The organism is Candidatus Erwinia haradaeae, assembly GCF_900698985.1.
GTDB classification, from domain to species: Bacteria; Pseudomonadota; Gammaproteobacteria; order Enterobacterales; family Enterobacteriaceae; genus Erwinia_E; species Erwinia_E haradaeae_B.
Map to the genome: position 1 here is coordinate 219,484 of NZ_LR217730.1, position 23,477 is coordinate 242,960.

Here is a 23,477-nt window from a genome sequence, read left to right on the forward strand (position 1 = left end):
AGACAACTCACTGCATCATGCCGATATGAGGTTGAGACTGTATATTTTTTTTGATTATCATATTTTCTATAATATCTAAAGTTGTTGGCAGTATTATAAAATACGATATAATAGTGACTATTAAAGTATAAATTAAATTATTGAGACAATGAAGCTTATTAGTTTTTAAAATGGCTTAGCATCTTTACTACGAATAGAGATTTTAATTATTATCACTGATTTCTTGAATATAAACCTTTATAAGGCACAGTTATTAACATTGAATAATATTAATATATGAGTATGTAATTTTATAAGAGTAATTATGATTAACCAGAAGTTAATCATAATTATTAATATTTTAATTAAAATCCTAATATGAATAAAAATAATACGTTTGGTGATATATATGACTATTAAAGTTGGCATTAATGGTTTTGGGCGCATTGGTCGAGTGATTTTTCGTGCTGCTGCGAATCGACCTGATATAGAAATTGTAGCTATCAATGATTTATTAAATGCAGAGTATATGGCTTACATGCTCCAGTATGATTCAACTCATGGACGATTTCATGGGGAAATTAAAGTTAACGCTGATGGTAATCTTGTTGTTAACGATAAAATTATTTTTGTTAGTGCTGAGAGAAATCCTGTTAATTTACCATGGGCAGAAGTACATGCTTCGGTTATAGTTGAATCTAGCGGTCATTTTTTAACAGATAAAGCTGCGCGTTCACATATTACTGCCGGTGCAAAGAAAGTTGTCTTAACCGGACCATCTAAAGATTCCACTCCGATGTTTGTAATGGGAGTTAATCATCAGTCTTATCAAGGACAGGATATTATTTCTAATGCATCTTGTACAACTAATTGTCTAGCTCCATTAGCCAAAGTGATTAATGACCACTTTGGTATTGTGGAGGCGCTCATGACAACTATTCATGCTACTACAGCAACTCAGAAAACTGTTGATGGTGTGTCTTCTAAAGATTGGAGAAGTGGTCGAGGTGCAATACAGAATATTATACCTGCCGCAACTGGTGCGGCAAAAGCAGTAGGTCAGGTTATTCCTGAGCTTTGTGGCAAGATTACAGGTATGTCATTTCGTGTTGCAACCCCTAACGTTTCTGTAGTGGACTTAACTGCTCGTTTAGAAAAACCTGCTTCTTATGAAGAAATATGTAAAACGATAAAAGCAGCATCTGAAGGTGAGATGAAAGGAATTATTGGTTTTACTTCAGATCAGGTAGTCTCTACTGATTTTAATGGTGAAACCATGACTTCTATTTTTGATTCTTGCGCGGGTATGTCGCTTAATGATAATTTTGTTAAGTTAATATCTTGGTATGATAACGAAACAGGATATTCCAGTAAAGTGCTTGACTTGATTAGTCATATTATGAAATGAAGAAGATTCGTAACTATTGGATATTAATAGCTGATCATATAGTAATATGTTATAAAGAATTAGTAGAAAAACTTTTAGGATAGAAGATATATCTACTTTACGATCAGCTTCGTATATTCTTAACATATATTTCATATAAAGTATATGTAGTAAGTTTTTATAAAAAATGCTCAAGCAGTATATAATTTTTCTCGAAATACAATTCTTTTATGCTGAATAAAAAAGATGGAGTAAACTTAACTAATCAAGTCTCTTAAGTATAAAAAATCTAGGTACATTTTATTATGTCCAGTCTTTCAATAAAGCTTAATTTATTTTTTTATAATATTAAATATTTGAAAAAATCTAAGATTCTCAGATTAACATATAAAGATATATAGTTTACTATATTCTCAGTTATTTTAAATTATCAATAATAATTGAGTTTTTTTGTTACTAGATTCCTAATTATTGGCATTATATTACTATTTATTACTATTATATATAAACTTGAAAGGTGTAGCTATGCAGTAAGATAGGGGATGAATAGTTTAAGTAGTACTTAGTTAATAATTACATTTTTTATTTCATTATGCGATTTCTGGTATTAGATACCTATGAAAGATAAAAAAACTACCAATAAATCCTATATAAACTATGAACGATATGATCATCAGATAGAAGGATTAAAGTTGCCTCCGCGTTCTATAGAAGCAGAACAATCAGTACTAGGTGGCTTAATGCTAGATAATAATCGCTGGGAACATATTGCAGACCGTGTGTTTGTTAAAGATTTTTTTAGCCGACCTCATCGGATGATCTTTTTAGCAATGCAAGATTTATTAAATCAAGAAAAACCAATTGATTTAATTACTCTTTCTGAATTGATGGAGACACAGGGAAAATTAAATATAGTGGGTGGCTTTGCCTATTTAGCAGAATTATCAAAAAATACACCCAGTACGGCTAATATTAACGCGTATGCAGATATAGTGCATGAACGTGCAGTGGTGCGAGAGATGATTGCTGCGGCACAGGAGATTGCTGATTCTGGATATAATCCACAGGGTCGTAGCAGTGAAGATCTTCTTGATCTTGCTGAATCACGTATATTTCAAATTGCAGAACATCGGGCAAATCAGGATTCAGGACCTAGAGGTATTGATCAAATTCTCGAAGGCACCATGGCGCGTATTGAATCTTTATATCAGAATCCGAATGATGGTATCACTGGAGTAGATACTGGATACCAGGACCTTAATAAAAAAACTGCAGGTTTTCAGCGATCTGATCTTATTATCATAGCTGCCCGTCCTTCAATGGGAAAGACTACTTTTGCAATGAACCTATGTGAAAATGTAGCTATGTTACAGGATAAACCAGTATTAATTTTTAGTCTTGAGATGCCCGGTGAGCAAATTATGATAAGAATGCTGGCATCTTTATCACGTGTTGATCAGGCTCGTATTCGTACTGGACAGCTCGATGATGATGATTGGGCGCGAATTTCCAGTACAATGGGGATTCTTTTAAAGAAAAAAAATATGTTTATTGATGATTCTTCTGGTTTAACCCCTACAGAAGTGCGTTCACGTGCGCGTCGCATATTTCGAGAGCATGGTGGGCTGAACTTAATAATGATCGACTATTTACAATTGATGCGTGTCCCTTCTCTATCCGATAATCGTACTTTAGAAATTGCCGAGATTTCTCGCTCACTTAAAGCGTTAGCGAAAGAGCTTAAAGTACCTGTGATAGCACTTTCTCAGCTTAATCGCTCTTTAGAGCAGCGGGCTGATAAAAGACCAATTAATTCTGATTTACGTGAGTCTGGTGCTATTGAGCAAGATGCTGATGTGATTATGTTTATCTATCGAGATGAAGTCTATCATGAGCAGAGCGCTCTTAAAGGTGTTGCAGAAATTATTTTTGGTAAACAGCGTAATGGTCCAATTGGTACTATCAGATTAACCTTTAATGGTCAGTGGTCGCGTTTTGATAATTACGCTTGGCCGCAGACATATGACGATACATAAATTTTATTTTAGTTATTATATATTGTGATTGTTTCATTCATTGTGCATCATGATGGAAATATATTACATAAAAATATTTTTATATTATTTGGTAGGATTGGATATTAGAATTTTATAATCAAAAATATACATGTATAGATAGTTCATTAGTATGTCTAACTTTATATATTATATAATACGGGTTTTCTACTTTTACTTTTATAATGAAAATATTATGCGATTTAAGTTATATTGAAGTGCATGCATTTAAGTAAGATGGTAGGATTACGTGTTGACACTTTATATTTTATATTATGTATAAATATCTTCTATATTATAATGATATAATAGTCATATATAACATATATTATTTTTAATAAAGTGTTTTATTTGTTATAATAGGAATTGTTTTCTAAAAAAATATTAATTTAATTAAATGATTCTTGTTATGTAAAGTGTATATTTTTTATTAAGTATATAGTTAGATTTGTTTGTATTACATAACATAAGTTATGACATTGTGTATAATATCTATAAGATATACAGGTATATTTCTAAATCAGTGATGATGATTTATTTATATTATCTTTTTATAAAACATTCCTATAAAAAAATAACTACTTATATTAAAAGGATTTAATTAAATTTTTACGGTTTTATATATATTTTTTCATAAAAAAATAACTAAAAGTAGTTATTTGTACAGATATTTTATGTATGCTAATATAAACGCATTGATATTGATCATAAAGTCTTTAAGATTATCTAAATATATAAGTGTAATATTCAACATTAGTGGAAAAAAATAATTATAAAACTAAAGATTTAAAATTTATTTTTATAATAAATGAGGTGTTAAGATACAGGCATTTGGCAATATATATAGTTTTTATGTCTAGTAATTTTATATAGATACGAATGTCTTAAAAAATTATAATAGTACATTATTATATCTTTGTAAATTCAATTTACTAGGTTATGAAGCATTTTTTAATTATATGGATTATTTTTAAAAATATATAATAATTTATTGAATATAGCAGAACACTGCGGTGCTTAATATGTGTTATACCTATAACTCTTCTCATTACTTTAGATTGTAACCTTATGCGTAATATGGTAAGATGTATTTTAATTACAAAATTTAATGTGGAAACATTAGTTTATATTTATTATACGTATGTATTTCTATTAGATTTTAATATATTATGATTTTGGTAAATAAAGTAATGGATTAATAGATTTTCCTTTATAGCGAATTTCAAAATGTAATCTAACGGAGATTGTTCCACTTTTTCCCATTGTAGAAATTTTTTGACCTAATTGAACTTCTTGATTTTCCTTTACAAGGATGTTTGCATTATGCGCATAAGCGCTTAGATAATTATTTTTATGCTTAATAATAATTAAATTACCATAACCACGTAATGCATTTCCAGTATAAACCACTCTTCCCTGTGCTGCAGCTACTATAGAATGGCCATAATTACCCTCAATATCAATTCCTTTATTTCCTCTTTCAGAATTAGAAAAATAATTAATAATTTTGCCATTACTGGGCCAGCACCAATTTTGTATGGGATTGCTTCTATTAAAAATATGATCAATTTTATTTTTACTGATAAGTTTTTTTATCTTTATTGTTTCAACATCCGCTGGAAATTGATCATTATTATGTATTGAGTAAAATATGCTAGAATGTGTTTTACTTATTTTGTGGATAGATTGTGCAGTGTGTATTTTATTATTAACAATCAGATCATTAGAAGAGTTATTATTTATTTTACCATGAACCCCTGTTATATTTTGCATAGTAAACAATGAAAGAGTTGACTGAGAAACTTTTAGTTTTTGACCTACTGTAAGAAGATATGGTTTAGTAATATGGTTGAGTTTTATGAGATTATCGATTGGATTGTCAGAAATCCAAGCAATGTAAAAGAGTGTATCCCCTTTTTGAACTATATATGTTTTGCGTTTATAGCTATTTTTAGAAGAGTTATCATAAGAATGTAGGTGAAATATAGAGTTATTCTGTGTAATCAAGTGTTTGATTTTATGTTGTGCTTGAATATTTTCTTCTGGAGATGATGGATCAATGGGCTTAACATGGATCGTGTAATCCATATATATATTTTTTATCTTTCTAATATAATGTGAATTTGATATTATTTTTTTTGAAATGTGATTATTTATTATGCTCACAGGTGCTTTTGTGTAGTTATTATTAGAGCAAGATATAATAGAAAAAACTCCTAGTGCGAGAGTCGCGATGCAACGTAGCTTCAAAACCAATATTCCTCTTTCATTCAGTCCTGATTATAGTTTTTAAATAGGCTCATCAACTGATCATTTAAATAGCATTAATGTTATAGGGTTTTTATTTCATTTTGTTATATTTTAGTATATATCTTTTATGTTGTGTGATTAGGATCATGTACTTATTAGCATGGCACAAGCTTACATATTATGGCAATAATAGAAGATCTAACAGGTAGCAATGTAATTGGGATATACCTCATAATACAAATTATCTATATGAAATATTTCAATGATCTTTATTTATAATGTTTATGTTGTAATTTTCTTGTAACGTTTATTATTTTACTATATTTTATAAATTTATTTATCTGCATTTACATGCTGAATTGTAAAAGATTAAATAGATCGCCTAATATTTCATGGTAGTTTTTTTTATTCAAGTATATATATAGTTTTTTAAAAGAATACTTAAAAATTAATAGAGAGTAGCGTTTCTGTTAGAATATAGCTCTATAGCACAAATAATTATTAGTAGTATATATTTTAATATTATATTAAATAATTTTATAATTGTTGTGTAGGTAATTTTTTATATATTAAAGTATAATATTTTTTATAAACGCATTAAATACAGGTTTTTGTTATGGCTGTTAGGTATTTTTAAGTAATTTCTATTGAAAAATAATTAAGTGATTTAACTAACTATGCTAATAAATATTTTATTCTATCTGTCGTAGACTTGTTATGTATTGTTATAAAAATTTTTTAAAAACTGTTCACAATGTGATTATTAGATTAAGTATCGAAAATTATACTGCTCACAACAGTATTATTAAAGGTCTTACTGGAATTGATATGTTTTATATTAATCATGATTAATAATTTATATTAAGATATACATCTTCAGCCTTAGGGTGGGTTGGTTGATTAAGTTAGATAAGTAATGACTGCTATAGATAGTAGTGTATTTAAAAGTTGAGAATAGCAATATTTTATGTATTATGTCATTTTACTTATAATACATATAGAATAGAATCATTAATAATGTAGTATTATATACTATAAAGATAGTGATAATATCTTTTAATAATTCATAATTCATACAGAGTATTATTAGGTAATGTTTCTTATATTAACGTGTATTATTATTCTATGAATTTTTATGTGATCTATTCACAATAATTGCGTTTATTTATATATAAAAATAAGTTTTGTATATATTTATAATAAATATATATTTTATATATAATATAAGATTTCTTATGATGTTAATATTGAGGTATTTTCTGTGATCAAGTAGTGAGAGATATGCGAAAATATTCAAAATTTAATAAACATATTATTATTTACATTTAACATTGATAAAAGATAAATTGATTCGTGTTTTTTTATTTAGCAAGCACAATATATATCTAGAATATAAAAAATAAGCAACATTCGATATAGTATTAAAGTAATCTTTAAGGTTATCCTTGTTTTGTATATAAAAACATCATTATTTATAGTAGATTTTTTATACATTCTAAATATAGTTGATACTTTTTATAAGATTTTATAAGTAAATATGCAATTATATTGCATATTTACTCAGCTTTATATGTAACAAGATTATCGAAAATTATATGAGTATCAGATTATATATATTGTAAGATGAGATAGAAATAGGTTTTCTAGGTAAGTTAGAGAGGTATCTAAAGATGTTGCTATTCTTTGAGAATCGCTCATGTTTTATTGTTAACATGTTTCTTTATATTTAATAAGTAGTATTTAGAACAAACAGAAGAATGATAAAGTATTATTTCTTAATTTTCATATCGTAAGGAGAGATGCATTATTTAGTATTATACCTGATTTTTCAAAAATCATTTGGTAATGTTATTTTGTAGATTTTTATAAGATTTCAATATAAAATTATAGAATTAGATGTTAAAAAATGTTCTAAAATAGCTAAAAATATACTATTTATGCAGTTAGCCATCTTATATCTTATGTAAGATTAGGTAGTTATGTGGATTATAGAATCTAAAAAATATTTTTTATTTATTTAAGCGATAATACAAGCGAGAAGCGACTTGACCAGACAGAATTTCACGATCTAGATGCCAATTATTTGGAGTTACTGGTCGTCCATGTTCTACTTCGCTTTCTACATAAATTAAAGAGTTATCTTTTAGCCAAGCATGTTCTTCTAATAATACAAGAGTTTTTTCCACGAGCCCTGTGCGAAAAGGTGGATCAACAAAGACAAGATTATAACTATTACCTTCTTGAGAGAGAAATTTTAATGTGTTTGTATGAATGATAGTTCCATTTTGTGCTTTTAGTGTAAAAAGAGTACGTTTCAAATGTTCTTTAACAGATCTTTGTATTTCTAGAAAAGTTACGCTAGAAGCGTAGCGAGATAACGCTTCAAGTCCTAGAGCGCCACTACCAGAAAAACAATCAAGACATGTAGATTTTATAACAGTTTCTGCAATCCAATTAAACAGTGTTTCTCGGGTTCGATTAGTTGTAGGACGTAATGTTGCATTATCAGGAACTGATATATAATGTCCACGCCATTGGCCAGAAATAATACGTATTCGTCTAATTTTTGAAGATTTTTTTTTGTACATTGTTACTACTATGTAGTATGTGTCTTAATTTAGCAAGGCATATTAAATAAAGTATCAATATAGGCTGAGCATACGTATAGGTGAAATAACTAAAATGTATACTTAAGTAAATAAAATTTTTTCAAAGTTATGCAGATAACTTCATATCTTAAATAGACGATAGTATGCTTAGTTATCTTAATTTTTAAGCGCTATCAGGATATTCTTAATATTATATATCTTCTGATAAATGAGTTTTTTAAGAAAAAATATTAATTCATTCGATTTTTCTAATTTATATATATTAATATCATTATAATGATAAATAGAATGATATTAAAAATAAAACCAAAAAAAATTATATAATTTATGGAAAAAAATAGCAAGAGATCTTTAAAAGAGTATTTATTGGAAACAAAATAAATAAAAAGAGCTGTATGATAATGATATCTATCAGATTTATTGCTGTAGATAGAATTTTAGATATTATATTATTTATTAATATTAAATCAGTAAAGTTTATTTAGGTTATTTCTAGGTGATATATTATATAAATAATAATTTTATATATATAAAATATGAAAGAGGGTGGTTATTATTTATAATAATTAGAGAATTGTCAAAGTAATTGGATTATTGTTGCTGAATCTAGTGTTTTAATATAACTTATAAAAATATAGATTGTTTAAGAGTCTAAAGTAAAAAGACATAGCATTCTTAAAAAAGATTTTATCTCACTTAGAAAAATGTTATTGAATTATCTAAAGCTCTATTATATTAGGGTATTATATATGCATCGATATATAGGGCTTGAATTAATAAATTCTTGATAATTAGGAATATCTATAATTAAGTTTGATCGCGGTCAATATATTTATGATTTGTAATAGTAGATATAAGTAACTATCCTGGATTATTTATGAGATTTGTAGTATTTAAATATTTTATGATCTGTTATTTATATATTATAAAAACAATTAATGTTTATATGTACTTGATAATAAAAATTATTATGCTCTACTTGGTGATATTGATTTCTAAATTTTATAGTATCAAGAAAATATTTTTTATTATGTAAAGATGATAAATTTATAATATTATAATTTCATATATACAATTAGAAGTTTTTAAAAAATAATTTTCGCATATAATTCTTTTTTAAAATTTGTTACTGCCTTATTTAGGTCTTTAATAGATTAGAAGGAGAGTTTGCTAAAGATAATCAATTGTTTTAAAAAATTAAATTTATAATTTGTTAATATCTTTTTTTAAAATAGATTTGATACTTTTTTAAAGTTAAGACTAAAGCTATTAAATTAAGAAGATCATCGATATGTTTCAAATATAAATATTAGCTTTATAATAAGGTAATAGTGTCTTCTCTAATAGAGAAGCAGTATGATTTCATGTTTGTATTGATAATATTATAAGTTTTCATATGATAATTTTATCAATTAAGATTATTCTTTTTTGTGATCTACTTTTATATTCTATATAAAATTTTTTATATTTATATTTATGTTTATTGTTTTGGTGTGTTGTTTCCTAATCAAAAAAATTATTAAAAGTTTTAAAGATATTTTTTTAATAAGTATAAATTAACAATGATAGACAAGATATATAAGCATTCATATTTATGATATAAAGAAAAAATATACATACATTAGTGATATCTCAGCCTAAAATATACAGTGAACTTTTTTGTAATGTAATTATTTATTAATAACATTTGCATTGGATTATTTAAAAATAGTTTTCAGTGTCAAGGGTTATAGTAAATATTAATTAAAAGCTAATTTTTATTAATAGTGTTAATCAGTATTTAATCGAGGTTATTAGAATTTTTTTATGATATATAAGAGTTCGAATATAGATCTATATAGTTTTTAAAAATATAAAAAATTATATAATTTTTTATATTTAACATACCTAATAATATTAGTTGAGATCAATATGATTAACATAACTATGTTAGATGACAGTAATACAAACGGTAAAAATAAAAAAAAGATCTAAGGTTTTATATTTATAGATAAAATACAGGAGAAGAATCTGGCAAATTTTTATAAAAGAAACATGGCGCTTATATTAGTTTGCTAATTTTATGTAATTATTCACATTACGTTCATATTTATATCTAGTAATTCATTATGTTTTGATATAGCTTTTAAGATGTATTGTTAATTTTTGATTCTAAATAATAGAAAAATATCATGAAAATGGCACTTTTGCAATATATGATCAGTACATGGAAAGTTTTTCGACTCTAGTTGCAATTTTTTTTAATTATGATTATTTAAGGCAAGTAAGATCAAATTTTTGTATTTTTTCAAGTAGCTTATTAAGACGCTCCTGCCAAATTTGTTGATCAGCTGTTAGTTTCTGATTTTTATATTCTAATGTTTCATTATTTTTGGAGAGTTCTTGTATTTTATGGCCTAGGGTATCATTTTTTTCTTTTAATTCTTCAATTTCCATTTGTAATAATGCTATTGTATCGATAGCTTGATGTACTTTAGTTTCTAATTCTTCAAAAATTGGCACTAACATTTTACTAACCTTTTTTAATTATAGGAAACGGATGTTGTAAATTTTACTATATGTCTAATATTAATTAGGATGACGTTGATTGTTTTATAGTAAGATGTATTATCATACAATCCATTGTTCGATCACATCAAATATTATCATATACGTAGTTCTTGATGTTAAATGATATTAAAGTGTAATTTTTAGAGATTTTTCATATCATTTCTATAGAACATATCATTTATGAAGTGCATCTTATATGTCTATTAGTATGAGCAATTTTAATTGTTTATAAATAATCAATTTAATATAATAATAATTCCTCACATCTATTATAGTAACATTTACTATTGATAATTCATTAGCAGTAAAAAATAATCATATATAAAAAATTAATATTATACTTATGTTTTTCTCTAATGTCTATAAAATCATTTAAATAAGAAATTTAGAAAATAATCTAAAAATATACTTAATTTATATAAATATACCAGAAAATATCATGTATATAAAAATATTAATTAAAAATTCTATTACTGTAGAATCAATTCCTTTGTAAGGATTTCATAAAATATGAATGTTCCTATAGGTAAATATGTAATATATAGCATTATAATCATATTATAGTTTTATATATAAATATAGAGTACTCTTTATGTATTTCTTATTGTTATGGTGATTATTATGTATAGTATTTTCTATTTATAATATATAGAGCGTAAAAACGCTTTAAGGATACACTGAATTATAGAATAGTATTTAAGATTTTTAAGAAAATAGTAATATTTTGAGATATTTTTTTCAATAATCAACTTATATATGTTTATATTAGTTTGAATAAAGATGGCATATCAAGTAGTTTTTTTGAATGAAAATATGATACTAAAAAATTCTAGAATGATTGTTTAAGATGTAATTAAGCTTATATAAAAAATGGTGCAATATTTATACATTTATTATCTATAACTTAGTTATAGATAGATTGCATGCCATAAAATATTACATATACATAAATAGTTTAAAGATAGATTGCGCACAACTTTTAGGTGTAATAATATTAATTATTATTTCTGATTAATCATTATAAAAATTTTAATTAGAGTCTACGATAACATCATAAAGAATATTATACTACAATATTCTCAGATAGATAATTTTTTCTTTCTTTATTTATAACCAGATTATTAAGAGATCTCTTCTTTTAGAAGAGATAATATGTAATTATTAGAGCGCTCTTGTAAAAACAATATTAAATTAAATAAATGTTACGATAATACTAAATTTTAGCTTACTCTAATAAAGAGAGATCAGCGATCTGTAAAAATAAATTTTTTAACTGATTTAATAAAGTCAGGCGGTTAATACGTAATTCTTTTATTTTTGTATTCACAAGAACCTTAGAAAAAAATTCTTCAATGTCTTTATGAAGTGGCGTTAGAGCAATCAATGCATCCTGATAGCGCTCTTCAAGTAAGAATAAGTCTAGACTAGTTTTGATAGTTTTAATACGAGTTGCTAACTGAATTTCTTCTTTTTCATATAATAGAGAATAATGTACGTTATGATTCAACATTTTTTCAGATTGATTGAGAATACTAGAAATACGTTTGTGAGCTGCCGATAGTCTCGTAGAATGCTTCATAGCACAGAAGTATGTTACAGCTTCTATGCGTGTATGAAAATTTATTGGTTTAGTAGGGCGACATACAAGAACTGCTTTAATGGCGTCGGTTTTATAACCTATTTCTTGATACCAGGAACTTAAACGACCAAAGAAAAAATTTATTATATCTTCTACCACATTAGTATTTGACAGTTTTTTATCATATAGTTTTATAGATTCTTCAGTTAGAGACTGTAAATCTATAGGTAGTTTTTTTTCAAGAATAATACGTAAGATGCCAAGTGCAGAACGACGTAACGCAAACGGATCTTTGTCCCCTGTAGGGTGTTGAGAAATTCCAAATATTCCTACTATTGTATCTATTTTATCAGCTATTGCTAGCGCATAGGATGTAGGGTTAGAAGGAATAGAGTCACCGGAAAAACGTGGTTTATATTGTTCCATTAGAGCAATAGCGACTTCTTCTGATTCACCTTGACGCCGAGCATAGTGCATACCCATAATTCCTTGGGTTTCTGTAAGCTCACGTACCATGTGGGTCATTAGATCACATTTAGAGAGCAATCCAGCGCGTTTTGCGTTCTGAACATTACTATTTATTTTTTCTGCCACCCATTCCGATAATTTCTTAATACGATAAGTTTTATCAAGTAGGTTACCTAGACTTTTCTGAAATAATACGTTTTGGAGACGTGGAAGATAATCATCTAGAAGATGCTGGCAGTCTTTGTGAAAAAAAAAGGCAGCGTCTTCTAATCGAGCTTGGATGACTTTTTCATTACCTGATATAATCTTCTGGGGATCGCTGGACTCAATGTTACTCACAAAGATAAAATAAGGCAATAATGCTCCTTTTTGATTATAAATTGGAAAATATTTTTGATGATCCACCATAGTATGTACTAATGCTTCAGTGGGTATTGTAAGAAATTTTTTATCAAATTTAGCCATTAAAATCACTGGCCATTCTACTAAAGCGGTGACTTCTTCTAGTAGTTTTTCTTGTAGGTCAACCAAGCCACCAATGCGCGCTGCTGTATCAGTGGCGTTAGTAGTAATTATTTTTTTACGCAAGAAATAATCTACTTGGACTTTTCCTTTTTTTAATAGAACTTGAAGATAATGATCAGCATGATCAATAGTAAGGCTCGATTGCCCCATAAAGCGATGACCTTGAATAATACGGGAAGAGGAAATACCAAAAATATTAATAGGGATTAATGTATCGCCCAAGATAAGCATTACAGTATGCACGGGGCGTATAAAATAAAAATTAGATTGCCCCCATCGCATGTGCTTAAGATTTGTGAGTTTTTTAATAGATGTAGAAATAATTTCTGGCAGTAGGTATGCAGTCTTTTGTCCGCTCTGTTTAGTGCAAAACATAAGCCGCTGACCTTTTTTAGTTTCCACGTAATTAGCGTGCTCAATATCAATGTCACAACTATGAGCCCAGCTTACAGCAGCTTGCGTGGGGGTTCCGTTTTTATTAAAAGCTGTTTTTATTGTTGGTCCGTATTTGATTATTTTTCGATCAGGTTGCATTAGGGAGAGTTCGTGAACAAATAAAGCTAGACGCCGAGGCGTTGCAAACCAGCGTATTTCTTGATAAGTCAAAGACGCAGCTTTTAATTCAGAAATAACATTTTTTGCAAACGTTTCAGCTAAGTAACGTAATATTTTTGGAGGCAATTCCTCCGTGCCAATTTCTACTAGAAAATTTTCTTTAGTCATTTGTATCGCATGGATGTGTTTGACAGCGTGGAAATCCCAGTATCTCTCTAGAGTTTAGATAGGCCTGGGCTATATTTTTAGTGAGCGCCCGAATGCGTAACATACAACTTTGACGCTCAGTAGTCGACATGGCTTTACGTGCATCCAATAGATTAAAACTGTGTACTGCTTTTAAAATACGCTCATATGCTGGGATTGGCAGAGGTTGGTCAAGCGTTAAAAGATATTTAACTTCTTCTTCATGCTGCTGTAAGCAAGTCATAAGAAATTTTATGTCAGCGTGTTCAAAGTTATATATGGATTGCTCTACTTCATTTTGGTGAAATATATCACCATAAGTGATTGTTTTTTTTGGGCCTTTATTCCAGACTAAATTATAAATGCTATCTGCATCCTGCAGGTGCATAGCTAGTCGCTCTAAGCCGTAAGTGATCTCTCCGCTAACTGGTTTACACTCTAATCCACAAATTTGTTGAAAGTAAGTGAATTGTGTTATTTCCATACCATTAAGCCATACTTCCCAGCCTAGGCCCCATGCACCTAGAGTTGGATTTTCCCAGTTATCTTCGACGAATCGAATATCGTGCATCTTTAAGTCTATATCTAATGCTTTCAAAGATTCTAAATAAAGCATTTGTATATTAGGTGGGGATGGTTTGATAAGGACTTGAAATTGATAATAATGTTGTAAACGATTAGGGTTGTTACCATAACGACCATCACTGGGTCGCCGTGATGGTTGGACATAAGCTATAGAAATTGGTTCTGGACCAATAGCACATAAACAAGTCATCGGGTGAGATGTCCCGGCACCAACTTCTAGATCCAAGGGTTGTATAATACTACAACCCTTTTTTGACCAGTAAGTCTGTAAATTAAAAATTAACCCCTGAAAGGTTTTAGAATCAAATTCTGTCATATCACTCTATTGATATTATCAGGTACAAGCTATGGTTTGTAAGTTACGTCGGCTTGTTTAGTAACTTTTATTTTATAATATTAGTGTATATTGTATGCTGTCATAAAAAGTATAATCTAAAATAATTATAAGTGTTAAATGATAACACATCATATAGATAAAATGCATTAAATCTACTTTGTTAATATGAAATATATTATTTCTAATATAAGACAGAGATGTATGTATAATTGTTATTTTATTTACTAAAGATAATCTTAGTTAATTTTTGGATTTTTATAGAATATCTAATTATTTTAGTAGTAGGTGCAGTAATAATCTATATATGTTACACATTAATTATTATTTTTGTAATTAATTGTGATTAACTCTTCATAATGTGCATGTATACGTATTTATTTCATATCTTCATGCATTAAAATAATAATAACATGAATATAAAAATAAATTATATAAAGACGTACATTTCACTGTCAACTTTTATATTAAATAGTAGAAAAATATCTTATTGAACAAGGTGTAAGCCTAAATAATTCTTATCTTCTGTAGATTTTTTTTTATTATCTTGATCCGGGATTTTATTTAGTGTGTTATATTGATTTTTGTCATCATTCTTAATTATAGATAGCATCGTACTGTTTTTAATTGGCGTTGTGTAGTTATCTAGAGCAGGGGATCTGTCTATCGTGTCCTCTATGCCTTGCTCAAATATCATCCCCTCGCCATTTTCGCGAGCATAAATCGCTATTACAGATATCGGAGGTATTGAGATTTCCTTTAAAATACCACTAAAACAGGTCGTAAAAAGGATTTTATCATTACGCAATTCGAGATTATTTACTGCATTTGGTGAAATATTGAGAATAATTTGACCATTCCATGAATTTTCTACAGGAACTAAGACATTAGGTACATGTATATTAATCACTAAATGTGGCGTGAGGTGATTATCAATTAACCATTCATAAAATGCACGTATTAGATAAGGACGACAAGAAGTAAATTGAGAATCTGTCATTGTATGCAGCTCCATATTTTTATTATTATTTTAAAGTTTTATTTTATTAGAGTATCAAAAAAGAATAATATTACGACATGTTAGTTATATAGTTTTAGTTTTTAATAAATTCTGTCAGATAAGTTTTTATTGGAGTAGACTCCAGAGTAAGGGAACTGAATAAAAATATACTAAGTGCATTTTTTACTCAAAAAATAGTTTTTATTTACAAAAGTAATTCTAAGAACGTCTATAACTCTTTGTACGTTTTTTATCTTAAAGCGTTTGTTTTAACGATTTATTGTGGTTTTGTTTATCTGACATATCAGCTTCCACTAGTCTTTAGTATAAAAAATCATAATACATAATAAAAGTAGTAGGTAGTTTGATATTAGATGATAGATGAAAATAATACTCATCTATATATTATATTAATATGAGACTGATGTGGTGTCAACTTTCCATGAATTAAGAATATTTATACTGTCCTTCGGTTCAATATTCATGAAGTTTTGGTAGATAAGTGATCTAATTTTTTATATAGCAATATTTATATATTCCAGTTTTAATATATGTGTATTGCATGACTTAAAAATAAGTTAAGTAAAAATGGTAGCTTTAAAGAAAAGAATTTTAAGTGATAGGAATTAGCACGTGTACTGTGAGATTAGATAAAAAATGATAATAGTTTTAGATTTTGTTTATTTTTTTATTTTGCTTGAGTTGGCAGATTAGCAGATTACCAAATCTATATATTATTAAACATGCATAATCAATATATTAATGTATATATATCAATATATTCAAAAATAAACACCTATTATTAAGTTAGATCTTATGATTTACACTAAAATATGTAATTATAGAACAAAACATGCAATTATAATTCCGTCAAATTTTATGTTATCAAAAACCCAGCGTTTAGCACTGGGTAAGATGTTGTAGTAGTTTTATAAATTATCGCTTGGAGAACTGCGGACGACGACGAGCCTTACGAAAACCAACTTTCTTACGTTCCACCTGGCGAGCATCTCGCGTTACAAATCCTGCTTTACGTAATTCGCTGCGTAATGATTCATTGTATTTTATTAAAGCTCGTGTAATACCGTGACGGATTGCGCCCGCTTGTCCTGAGATACCTCCGCCTTTCACGGTAATATATAAATCAAATGTATTTACCATATCTAATAATTCTAGTGGCTGACAAACTACCATGCAAGCAGTTTTGCGACTAAAGTATTCTTTTAAAGAACGCTGGTTAATAGTAATACTACCACTACCTGTCTTAAGAAAGACACGTGCAGAGGCGCTTTTTCGGCGACCAGTTCCATAGTTTGTCTTCTCAACCATTTTCTAACATCCTAATTATATGTCAAGAACTTGTGGTTTTTGTGCCGCATGCTCATGTCTATCACCGGCATATACTTTGAGTTTTTTGTACATCTGACGACCTAATGGACCTTTTGGTAGCATACCTTTGACTGCGATTTCAATTACTTTTTCGGGGTAACGATTAATCATCTCTGAAAAAGTTAATGCTTTGATGCCACCAATATGTCCAGTATAATGATAATACATTTTATCATTAGGCTTATTGCCAGTTATAGCTATTTTTTTGGCATTGAGGACGATAATATAATCACCTGTATCCACATGTGGAGTATACTCCGCTTTATGTTTTCCGCGCAATCGAAGAGCTAATCCTGTTGCCAAGCGACCTAAGGTTTTACATGCTGCATCAACAACATACCAATTATGCTGGACCGATTCTGCCTTAGCTGTAAAAGTTCTCATCTAAATACGTATCCATGTTAAATTGTATATTGATAAAATCTAAGATTTAATAAAAAATTTTAGATTTTATCAATCTATATATATTAATCACTTCACCTCTGTCTCTCTTGGACGTATAGGTCATTGAGTATAGAAGATCTTCATTATAAGCTTAATAAACTTATTATGATACTTAATATATAAGATTATAAAGAAGTAATTTATAAAAATCGAATGTTTTTTGCAAGAAATTGATTAGATTTAAATTAATAGATAATTCTCGTCTATTTATATTTGCAAATAACACCTTAAGTAAGCATAGCGTTATTTTTATTCGTAAGGTGAAAATCTATACTGAGAGAGTAGTTACTTAAGTACATATTCGTTCATCCCTTGTGTTATTTTTTGTTATACCTTATATGATTCAACATATTTCTTTAGAGTATTAAGTGAATATTTCATATACGAAATATATTATAGAAGAAACATATAAAGCGAATCATATACTTAGAGATTAATCATTATAAATAATAGTTTAACATAAAATAATCTTTAAACATGTACACGTATGATAATTTAGTTCAAAATAATTATATTTCATTTTTTAGGTATAATCACTAATGCTGTAATTTTTTAATATTTTACTATCAGTAGTGTTAGTATTAAATAATTTTAAGTGCATCTTAAGCGTTTCATTAATCTGAGTAAAGCTTATAGTATTCTGCTAATTTTTTTTAGAATATATATATCATTATGAGGTAATATTTTTATTCATAGATTTTATTATGGTGTGTTTTTATTAAAAAAAATTTATAATAAATCTTATATTTGATTGCTTAAGTAACTTTATGGGTAGAGTTAAAAAAAATTCGGGCATGTCTTACATATTGGGTAGAGACTAATAATACTTTATTACTATTTTAAAGCTAATTAATTATTATAGGGGGTTTTTAATGATTATTCTACAATAACGCATAAGGCACTTAAGGTACGTAAAATTATAATTATAGAGCTACATGTAATTAAGACGTGTATTATTTTAGTTAAGTATATATTAATAATGGCACATATATTAATTTAGCACTATTTTTCTTCTTAGCATCTTAGCATTTAGTAAAATATATACTACTAAAATATATAATATAATTCTTATAGCTATCTATGATGTTTGGCTGATATAGCTGACATGATTTTTATATATTACATTACATATTATTGTTTATATGGTACTAGTAATTAAATTTGATGTTGCCCGCATTATCAGTTGATAAAAATTTTTCTATTTATTGGTTTTATTAAAAATTTTTGAATTTATTAGCGAGCTATATCTTCAATAGAGTATTCTATTATACGTATTGCGTCACAAGCTATAATAATTTATATCTTCATAGAACTATAAACCTTATAAGCACGAAATAATCACTATAGTTATTGTAATTCTCGGTTCTTTTTTTGAATATAGATAATAAAATATACTAAACATGATTGATTATTATAAGGTTGACAGGTTAATAAGCTCAAGGATCGTAGATGTTGATATAAAGTGTTTTTACCATTAGTTTTAGAATTACTATTTCATATGTAGAAGATAATGATGATTTTTTTTTGTTTAATATTTGAATAATTTTTTGATTATATAATATGAATATCTAATTAATTTATGAATTAGTATCTTAAAATACTATTTTAGTTAAAAATAGATAATTGGAATATTTTTTAAAATATTAGGATATCACTTTAACTAGTGTGATGGTAAATATGTTTTATGACTGCTTTTTATATATTATATTATATTTGTATACTTTAGTTAATTTTTAGAATAAGTGATTTGTGTCTTATTACTATAATTAGTATTTTTTTCTTTAAACCCGCAAAAAAAATATAGAAAAATTTTACTAAATGTGAGTTTGTAAGTTATAAATTTTTATCATTAGAACTTAGATCTGTGGTCATTCTTTTAAAAGAGCAGAGAGCTAATTTAATATTAAAAAAGTGGAATTCTATTGTGTTTAATATATTTCATCTAATAATCACTGCATTTTATGTATTTACTAGTCTTTGAGTTTTTAGTGCATATATAATATGCTTTTATGTTTATAAAATTATACTCACATGAATCAAAACTAGCTCCGTACATAGGTTCTTTGATCAAGTTTCTAAAATTGGTTGTATTAAAAAAGAATACTAAAGATCTGTATAGGTTTATTATCTATTTTAGGATATAAATCTGTTTATATTAGATTTCTCTATACGTTTTTCAAAAATTATATAGTAAATAGATATAGCAATAGATATTTTATAATAAAGTATGATTTTATTATGTCAGTACTTTTTATAATAAAGTATAGATTACTGCTTCACTTATTAATACTATAAAAACATGTCTAATGTTTATTTATGGTCTATTAGTATTGAATTGATTATAGAGACTTAGTGCTTACTATTAATTAGACCGGATGATTAATGAGAACGATTTATATTAATAATAATCTAGGATTATTAGTGATAATTAATATTATGGTATTATGATTAATATATACATTATCCTCGGCGTTATTTTTGTTTATAAGATACAAAAACTATTATATTTAATATTTAGACCTATAAAAATTGTATCAGCAGTTCGATAGATGTCGATAATTATTTAATATTCAATTATGAACGAGGTAGGATAATATATTTATTGATGACAATGCGCATACCATGTTAGAGAGCAAGCGCTAGATATAATTTTTTCTAGAATAGAAAAAAGCAGTTGTAAGAATTATCGCTCTAAGTAATATTATAAATAAAAAATAAGAATAAGATCAATGCATAATAATATGCAAGAGATCTAGATGAAATTATTTTTTTTATTTGGTACTAGTAATATGCCTCTGTGGTAGTTTGATGTTAGACCTTTAATAGGTCAAATTTATTTTTTTTGAACATGTGTAATACAAATATTTATTTAAGTATTTTATTTAAATGATTCAGGGAACAGAAGAGGTCAAGCTAGTCATCAGAAGTTCTATTAGAATACAAATGAATACAATAATCAGATGATATCCGATTAGCAAGTGAATTTTAAAAATGTTGAGTCATTTAAGCACAAAACCTACAGAGAAGCATATAATTAAGTGTGAAAATCTTTATTAGGCGTTTAATAATCTAATATATTGCTATCTATATCTAAGAGATATCATAGAAGTTCTGCATGTTATACGACAAAAGAAAACACAAACCTATCTAGTAAAATTATCACTAATTTTAATACGCTAAAATATTTATTTATTATTTTACAGTAATCTGTGTTTCTAGCTGATGTGATAGAATTGATATAATTGCTCTTCTTTTTTTGGCTCTATACTATCTATACGATGACTATATCTTGTTTATTAGTTAACTAAAATAGGTTTTTTATGAAAAATAATCTCACATTAATATGGTGATATTAAAAAGATCTTTTTTTTGAAATTTTTATTTAGTAATTTTATATTTTAATATCCCATCTATTTATTTATGGAAAATAAATTTCAACATTGTTAAATCCCTTTTCACGTAAAAAAAGCGCTTGTAATCGACTCATTAATCCATTATTGCAATATAGAAGATAAGATTTTTTTTGATCTAAGGCACTAAATTGGCTATCTAGATAATAGAATGGTAAAGTTTTTACTAGAAAATTAGAAAGTTTTAAAGGTCGGTCTTCTTGTTCATTTTGTGAGCGAATATCTAAAACAATATATTTCTGATCATATTTAACAACCTGATTTATTTGGTTAAGATTCTGGTCGCTCTGAATGATAGTTTTACAGGCAGATATCATCTAATTCTCCTATTGAGACCTATAATTTTCTTAAGATCTATAAAAACGAGATCTGCATATTTTTTTGATAACGATATTGTAATAGTTTTTAAGTTTAGTCACTATATATACTAATTCTTTAAATATTATAGCTTAAAATTATCATCATAATTCCATATTAATGTCTTTTTATAAAGTTTAATTAACACTAACGAGGATGAAAAGTAGTTCTCGTAAAGTGAAAGTTTTAAAATTTTTAAATAAAAAACCCATTATATTATGATTGTTATTCGATATCAAGAGAGTTCATAAAAGTGATTGATGATATCAACTTTATATAATGCTTTTAATGTAAAAAATCAATTAAAAATTAAATAAATTATTATTATATTGACATATAAACATCTCACATAAAAAAGAATTCATGCATACGTTTTATATATTAATCAGATCTTTATTAACAATAATTACTGATGAGGTATGGCAATTTCAATGTCACTACATACGTGACATATACAGGGAAGGATTTCACCGGGCTGGATAAAAGTAATAGGCTGTGTTCTATATTTCACTACACCCTGTAATAAGTGTATACGGCATAAGCCACAATATCCTGCACGGCACTGGTATTCAGAATAGATATTATGTAACTCTAAAGTGGTTAGAAGGTTATGGTGCAGATCACACCATATTAATTTCATACCAGAAGGGTTGAGTGTAATAATAGTTTTTTTCATGAGGAATTATAGCCGATAATCAATAAAATCATCTACATTAACTTCAGAATCAATTTGGCCTACTAGATACGAGCTTACTTCTACTTCTTGAGGAGCTGCTTGTACATTATCTGAGATTAACCATGAGTTAATCCATGGAATTGGATTATAATGGGCTTGAAAAGGTGGATCTAGACCAACAGCATGCATACGAATATTAGTGATATATTCAATATATTGACATAAAATGGTTTTGTTGAGACCAATCATCGATCCGTTTCTGAATAGATATTCAGCCCATTCTTTTTCTTGTTTCGCTGCTAGCAGAAATAAATCATAACATTGCTGTTGACATTCTTTAGCTATTTCTGCTGCCTCTGGATCGTCATCACCATTGCGAAGTAAGTTTAGAATATACTGAGTGCCAGTAACATGAAGTGCTTCATCACGAGCAATCATCTTGATAATTTTAGCATTACCTTCCATTAGCTCACGTTCAGCAAAAGCGAACGAACAAGCAAAGCTCACATAGAAGCGGATAGCTTCTAGGGCATTCACACTCATTAAACAAAGATATAATTGCTTTTTTAGTATATGTATGTTGACGTTTATAGTTGTGCAATGATTAATTTGATGCACACCTTCACCTAAGAGATTCCACGCATTTGTCATGAGAATGAGATCATCATAATATTTAGAAATATCCTTAGCACGCGATAAAATTTGTTTGTGTGTCACTATATCATCAAAGATGAGTGCGGGTTCATTAACAATATTTCGAATAATGTGAGTATATGAGCGTGAGTGAATTGTTTCAAAAAAAGCCCATGTTTCTACCCATGTTTCTAGCTCTGGAATTGAAATTATTGGTAATAGTGCGATATTTGGACTTCTTCCCTGAATAGAGTCTAATAGTGTTTGATATTTTAAGTTACTAATAAAGATATGTTTTTCGTGCTCAGGCAGGGATTGATAATCGATACGGTCACGTGAGACATCAATTTCTTCGGGTCGCCAGAAGAATGATAGCTGTTTTTCTATGAGTTTTTCAAATATTCGATATTTTTGCTGATCAAATCGTGAAATATTCACTGGTTGACCGAAAAACATTGGCTCCAATAGTTGATTATTTTTATGTTGAGAAAAGATTGTATAAGTCAT

The 23,477-nt window shown here is 27.4% G+C and carries 13 protein-coding genes; 2 read left to right on the top strand and 11 right to left on the bottom strand.

Annotation, left to right across the window (positions count from 1 at the left end; genetic code table 11):
- Nucleotides 1-388 precede the first annotated feature (388 nt).
- Both gap and dnaB read left to right on the top strand, forming a co-directional pair.
- On the top strand, nt 389-1,387 hold the full coding sequence (gap, locus tag ERCIPSPA2889_RS00670) for a type I glyceraldehyde-3-phosphate dehydrogenase (RefSeq protein ID WP_157988962.1): 999 nt from the start codon (nt 389-391) through the stop codon (nt 1,385-1,387).
- Between the two features lie 596 nt (nt 1,388-1,983).
- On the top strand, nt 1,984-3,402 hold the full coding sequence (gene dnaB, locus ERCIPSPA2889_RS00675) for a replicative DNA helicase (protein ID WP_157988963.1): 1,419 nt from the start codon (nt 1,984-1,986) through the stop codon (nt 3,400-3,402).
- A 1,185-nt stretch (nt 3,403-4,587) separates the two neighbouring features.
- Here dnaB and nlpD read toward each other — a convergent pair.
- The 11 genes from nlpD to nrdB all read right to left on the bottom strand — a co-directional run bounded on the left by nlpD (nt 4,588) and on the right by nrdB (nt 23,477).
- Nucleotides 4,588-5,676 (bottom strand): murein hydrolase activator NlpD, encoded by a 1,089-nt coding sequence (nlpD, locus tag ERCIPSPA2889_RS00680; protein WP_157988964.1) that lies wholly within the window; start codon nt 5,674-5,676, stop codon nt 4,588-4,590.
- 2,003 nt (nt 5,677-7,679) lie between these two features.
- Complete coding sequence (gene rsmD / locus ERCIPSPA2889_RS00685; protein WP_157988965.1) at nt 7,680-8,258, bottom strand: 16S rRNA (guanine(966)-N(2))-methyltransferase RsmD; 579 nt, start codon at nt 8,256-8,258, stop codon at nt 7,680-7,682.
- Between the two features lie 2,271 nt (nt 8,259-10,529).
- On the bottom strand, nt 10,530-10,787 hold the full coding sequence (gene zapB / locus ERCIPSPA2889_RS00690; protein WP_157988966.1) for a cell division protein ZapB: 258 nt from the start codon (nt 10,785-10,787) through the stop codon (nt 10,530-10,532).
- Nucleotides 10,788-12,054: 1,267 nt separating this feature from the next.
- Complete coding sequence (glyS, locus tag ERCIPSPA2889_RS00695; protein WP_157988967.1) at nt 12,055-14,124, bottom strand: glycine--tRNA ligase subunit beta; 2,070 nt, start codon at nt 14,122-14,124, stop codon at nt 12,055-12,057.
- Nucleotides 14,117-15,043, bottom strand: coding sequence for a glycine--tRNA ligase subunit alpha (gene glyQ, locus ERCIPSPA2889_RS00700; RefSeq protein WP_157988968.1), 927 nt, complete (start codon nt 15,041-15,043; stop codon nt 14,117-14,119). The genes glyS and glyQ overlap by 8 nt, the downstream gene beginning before the upstream one ends.
- Before the next feature lie 505 nt (nt 15,044-15,548).
- The gene (locus tag ERCIPSPA2889_RS00705) at nt 15,549-16,061 is read right to left on the bottom strand and encodes a ClpXP protease specificity-enhancing factor (RefSeq protein ID WP_157988969.1); all 513 of its coding nucleotides are present in this window, start codon (nt 16,059-16,061) and stop codon (nt 15,549-15,551) included.
- A gap of 936 nt (nt 16,062-16,997) precedes the next feature.
- On the bottom strand, nt 16,998-17,390 hold the full coding sequence (gene rpsI / locus ERCIPSPA2889_RS00710) for a 30S ribosomal protein S9 (RefSeq protein ID WP_157988970.1): 393 nt from the start codon (nt 17,388-17,390) through the stop codon (nt 16,998-17,000).
- A 15-nt stretch (nt 17,391-17,405) separates the two neighbouring features.
- A complete protein-coding gene (gene rplM, locus ERCIPSPA2889_RS00715) occupies nt 17,406-17,834 on the bottom strand; it encodes a 50S ribosomal protein L13 (RefSeq protein WP_157988971.1) in 429 nt (142 codons plus the stop codon).
- Between the two features lie 3,478 nt (nt 17,835-21,312).
- Entirely contained in the window at nt 21,313-21,621 is a 309-nt protein-coding gene (thiI, locus tag ERCIPSPA2889_RS00720; RefSeq protein ID WP_157988972.1) for a thiazole biosynthesis protein, read from the bottom strand.
- Nucleotides 21,622-22,067: 446 nt separating this feature from the next.
- Entirely contained in the window at nt 22,068-22,337 is a 270-nt protein-coding gene (yfaE, locus tag ERCIPSPA2889_RS00725) for a class I ribonucleotide reductase maintenance protein YfaE (protein WP_157988973.1), read from the bottom strand.
- A gap of 6 nt (nt 22,338-22,343) precedes the next feature.
- Nucleotides 22,344-23,477 carry a class Ia ribonucleoside-diphosphate reductase subunit beta gene (nrdB, locus tag ERCIPSPA2889_RS00730; protein ID WP_157989409.1) on the bottom strand — a complete coding sequence of 378 codons (1,134 nt, stop codon included), beginning with the start codon at nt 23,475-23,477 and terminating at the stop codon, nt 22,344-22,346.

Bases quoted from the DNA above. Each gene is read 5' to 3' on its own strand.
- gap (WP_157988962.1), top strand. From the start codon at position 389: ATGACTATTAAAGTTGGCATTAATGGTTTTGGGCGCATTGGTCGAGTG.
- dnaB (WP_157988963.1), top strand. From the start codon at position 1,984: ATGAAAGATAAAAAAACTACCAATAAATCCTATATAAACTATGAACGA.
- rsmD (WP_157988965.1), bottom strand. From the start codon at position 8,258: ATGTACAAAAAAAAATCTTCAAAAATTAGACGAATACGTATTATTTCT.
- zapB (WP_157988966.1), bottom strand. From the start codon at position 10,787: ATGTTAGTGCCAATTTTTGAAGAATTAGAAACTAAAGTACATCAAGCT.
- glyS (WP_157988967.1), bottom strand. From the start codon at position 14,124: ATGACTAAAGAAAATTTTCTAGTAGAAATTGGCACGGAGGAATTGCCT.
- glyQ (WP_157988968.1), bottom strand. From the start codon at position 15,043: ATGACAGAATTTGATTCTAAAACCTTTCAGGGGTTAATTTTTAATTTA.
- ERCIPSPA2889_RS00705 (WP_157988969.1), bottom strand. From the start codon at position 16,061: ATGACAGATTCTCAATTTACTTCTTGTCGTCCTTATCTAATACGTGCA.
- rpsI (WP_157988970.1), bottom strand. From the start codon at position 17,390: ATGGTTGAGAAGACAAACTATGGAACTGGTCGCCGAAAAAGCGCCTCT.
- rplM (WP_157988971.1), bottom strand. From the start codon at position 17,834: ATGAGAACTTTTACAGCTAAGGCAGAATCGGTCCAGCATAATTGGTAT.
- thiI (WP_157988972.1), bottom strand. From the start codon at position 21,621: ATGATATCTGCCTGTAAAACTATCATTCAGAGCGACCAGAATCTTAAC.
- yfaE (WP_157988973.1), bottom strand. From the start codon at position 22,337: ATGAAAAAAACTATTATTACACTCAACCCTTCTGGTATGAAATTAATA.
- nrdB (WP_157989409.1), bottom strand. From the start codon at position 23,477: ATGACTTATACAATCTTTTCTCAACATAAAAATAATCAACTATTGGAG.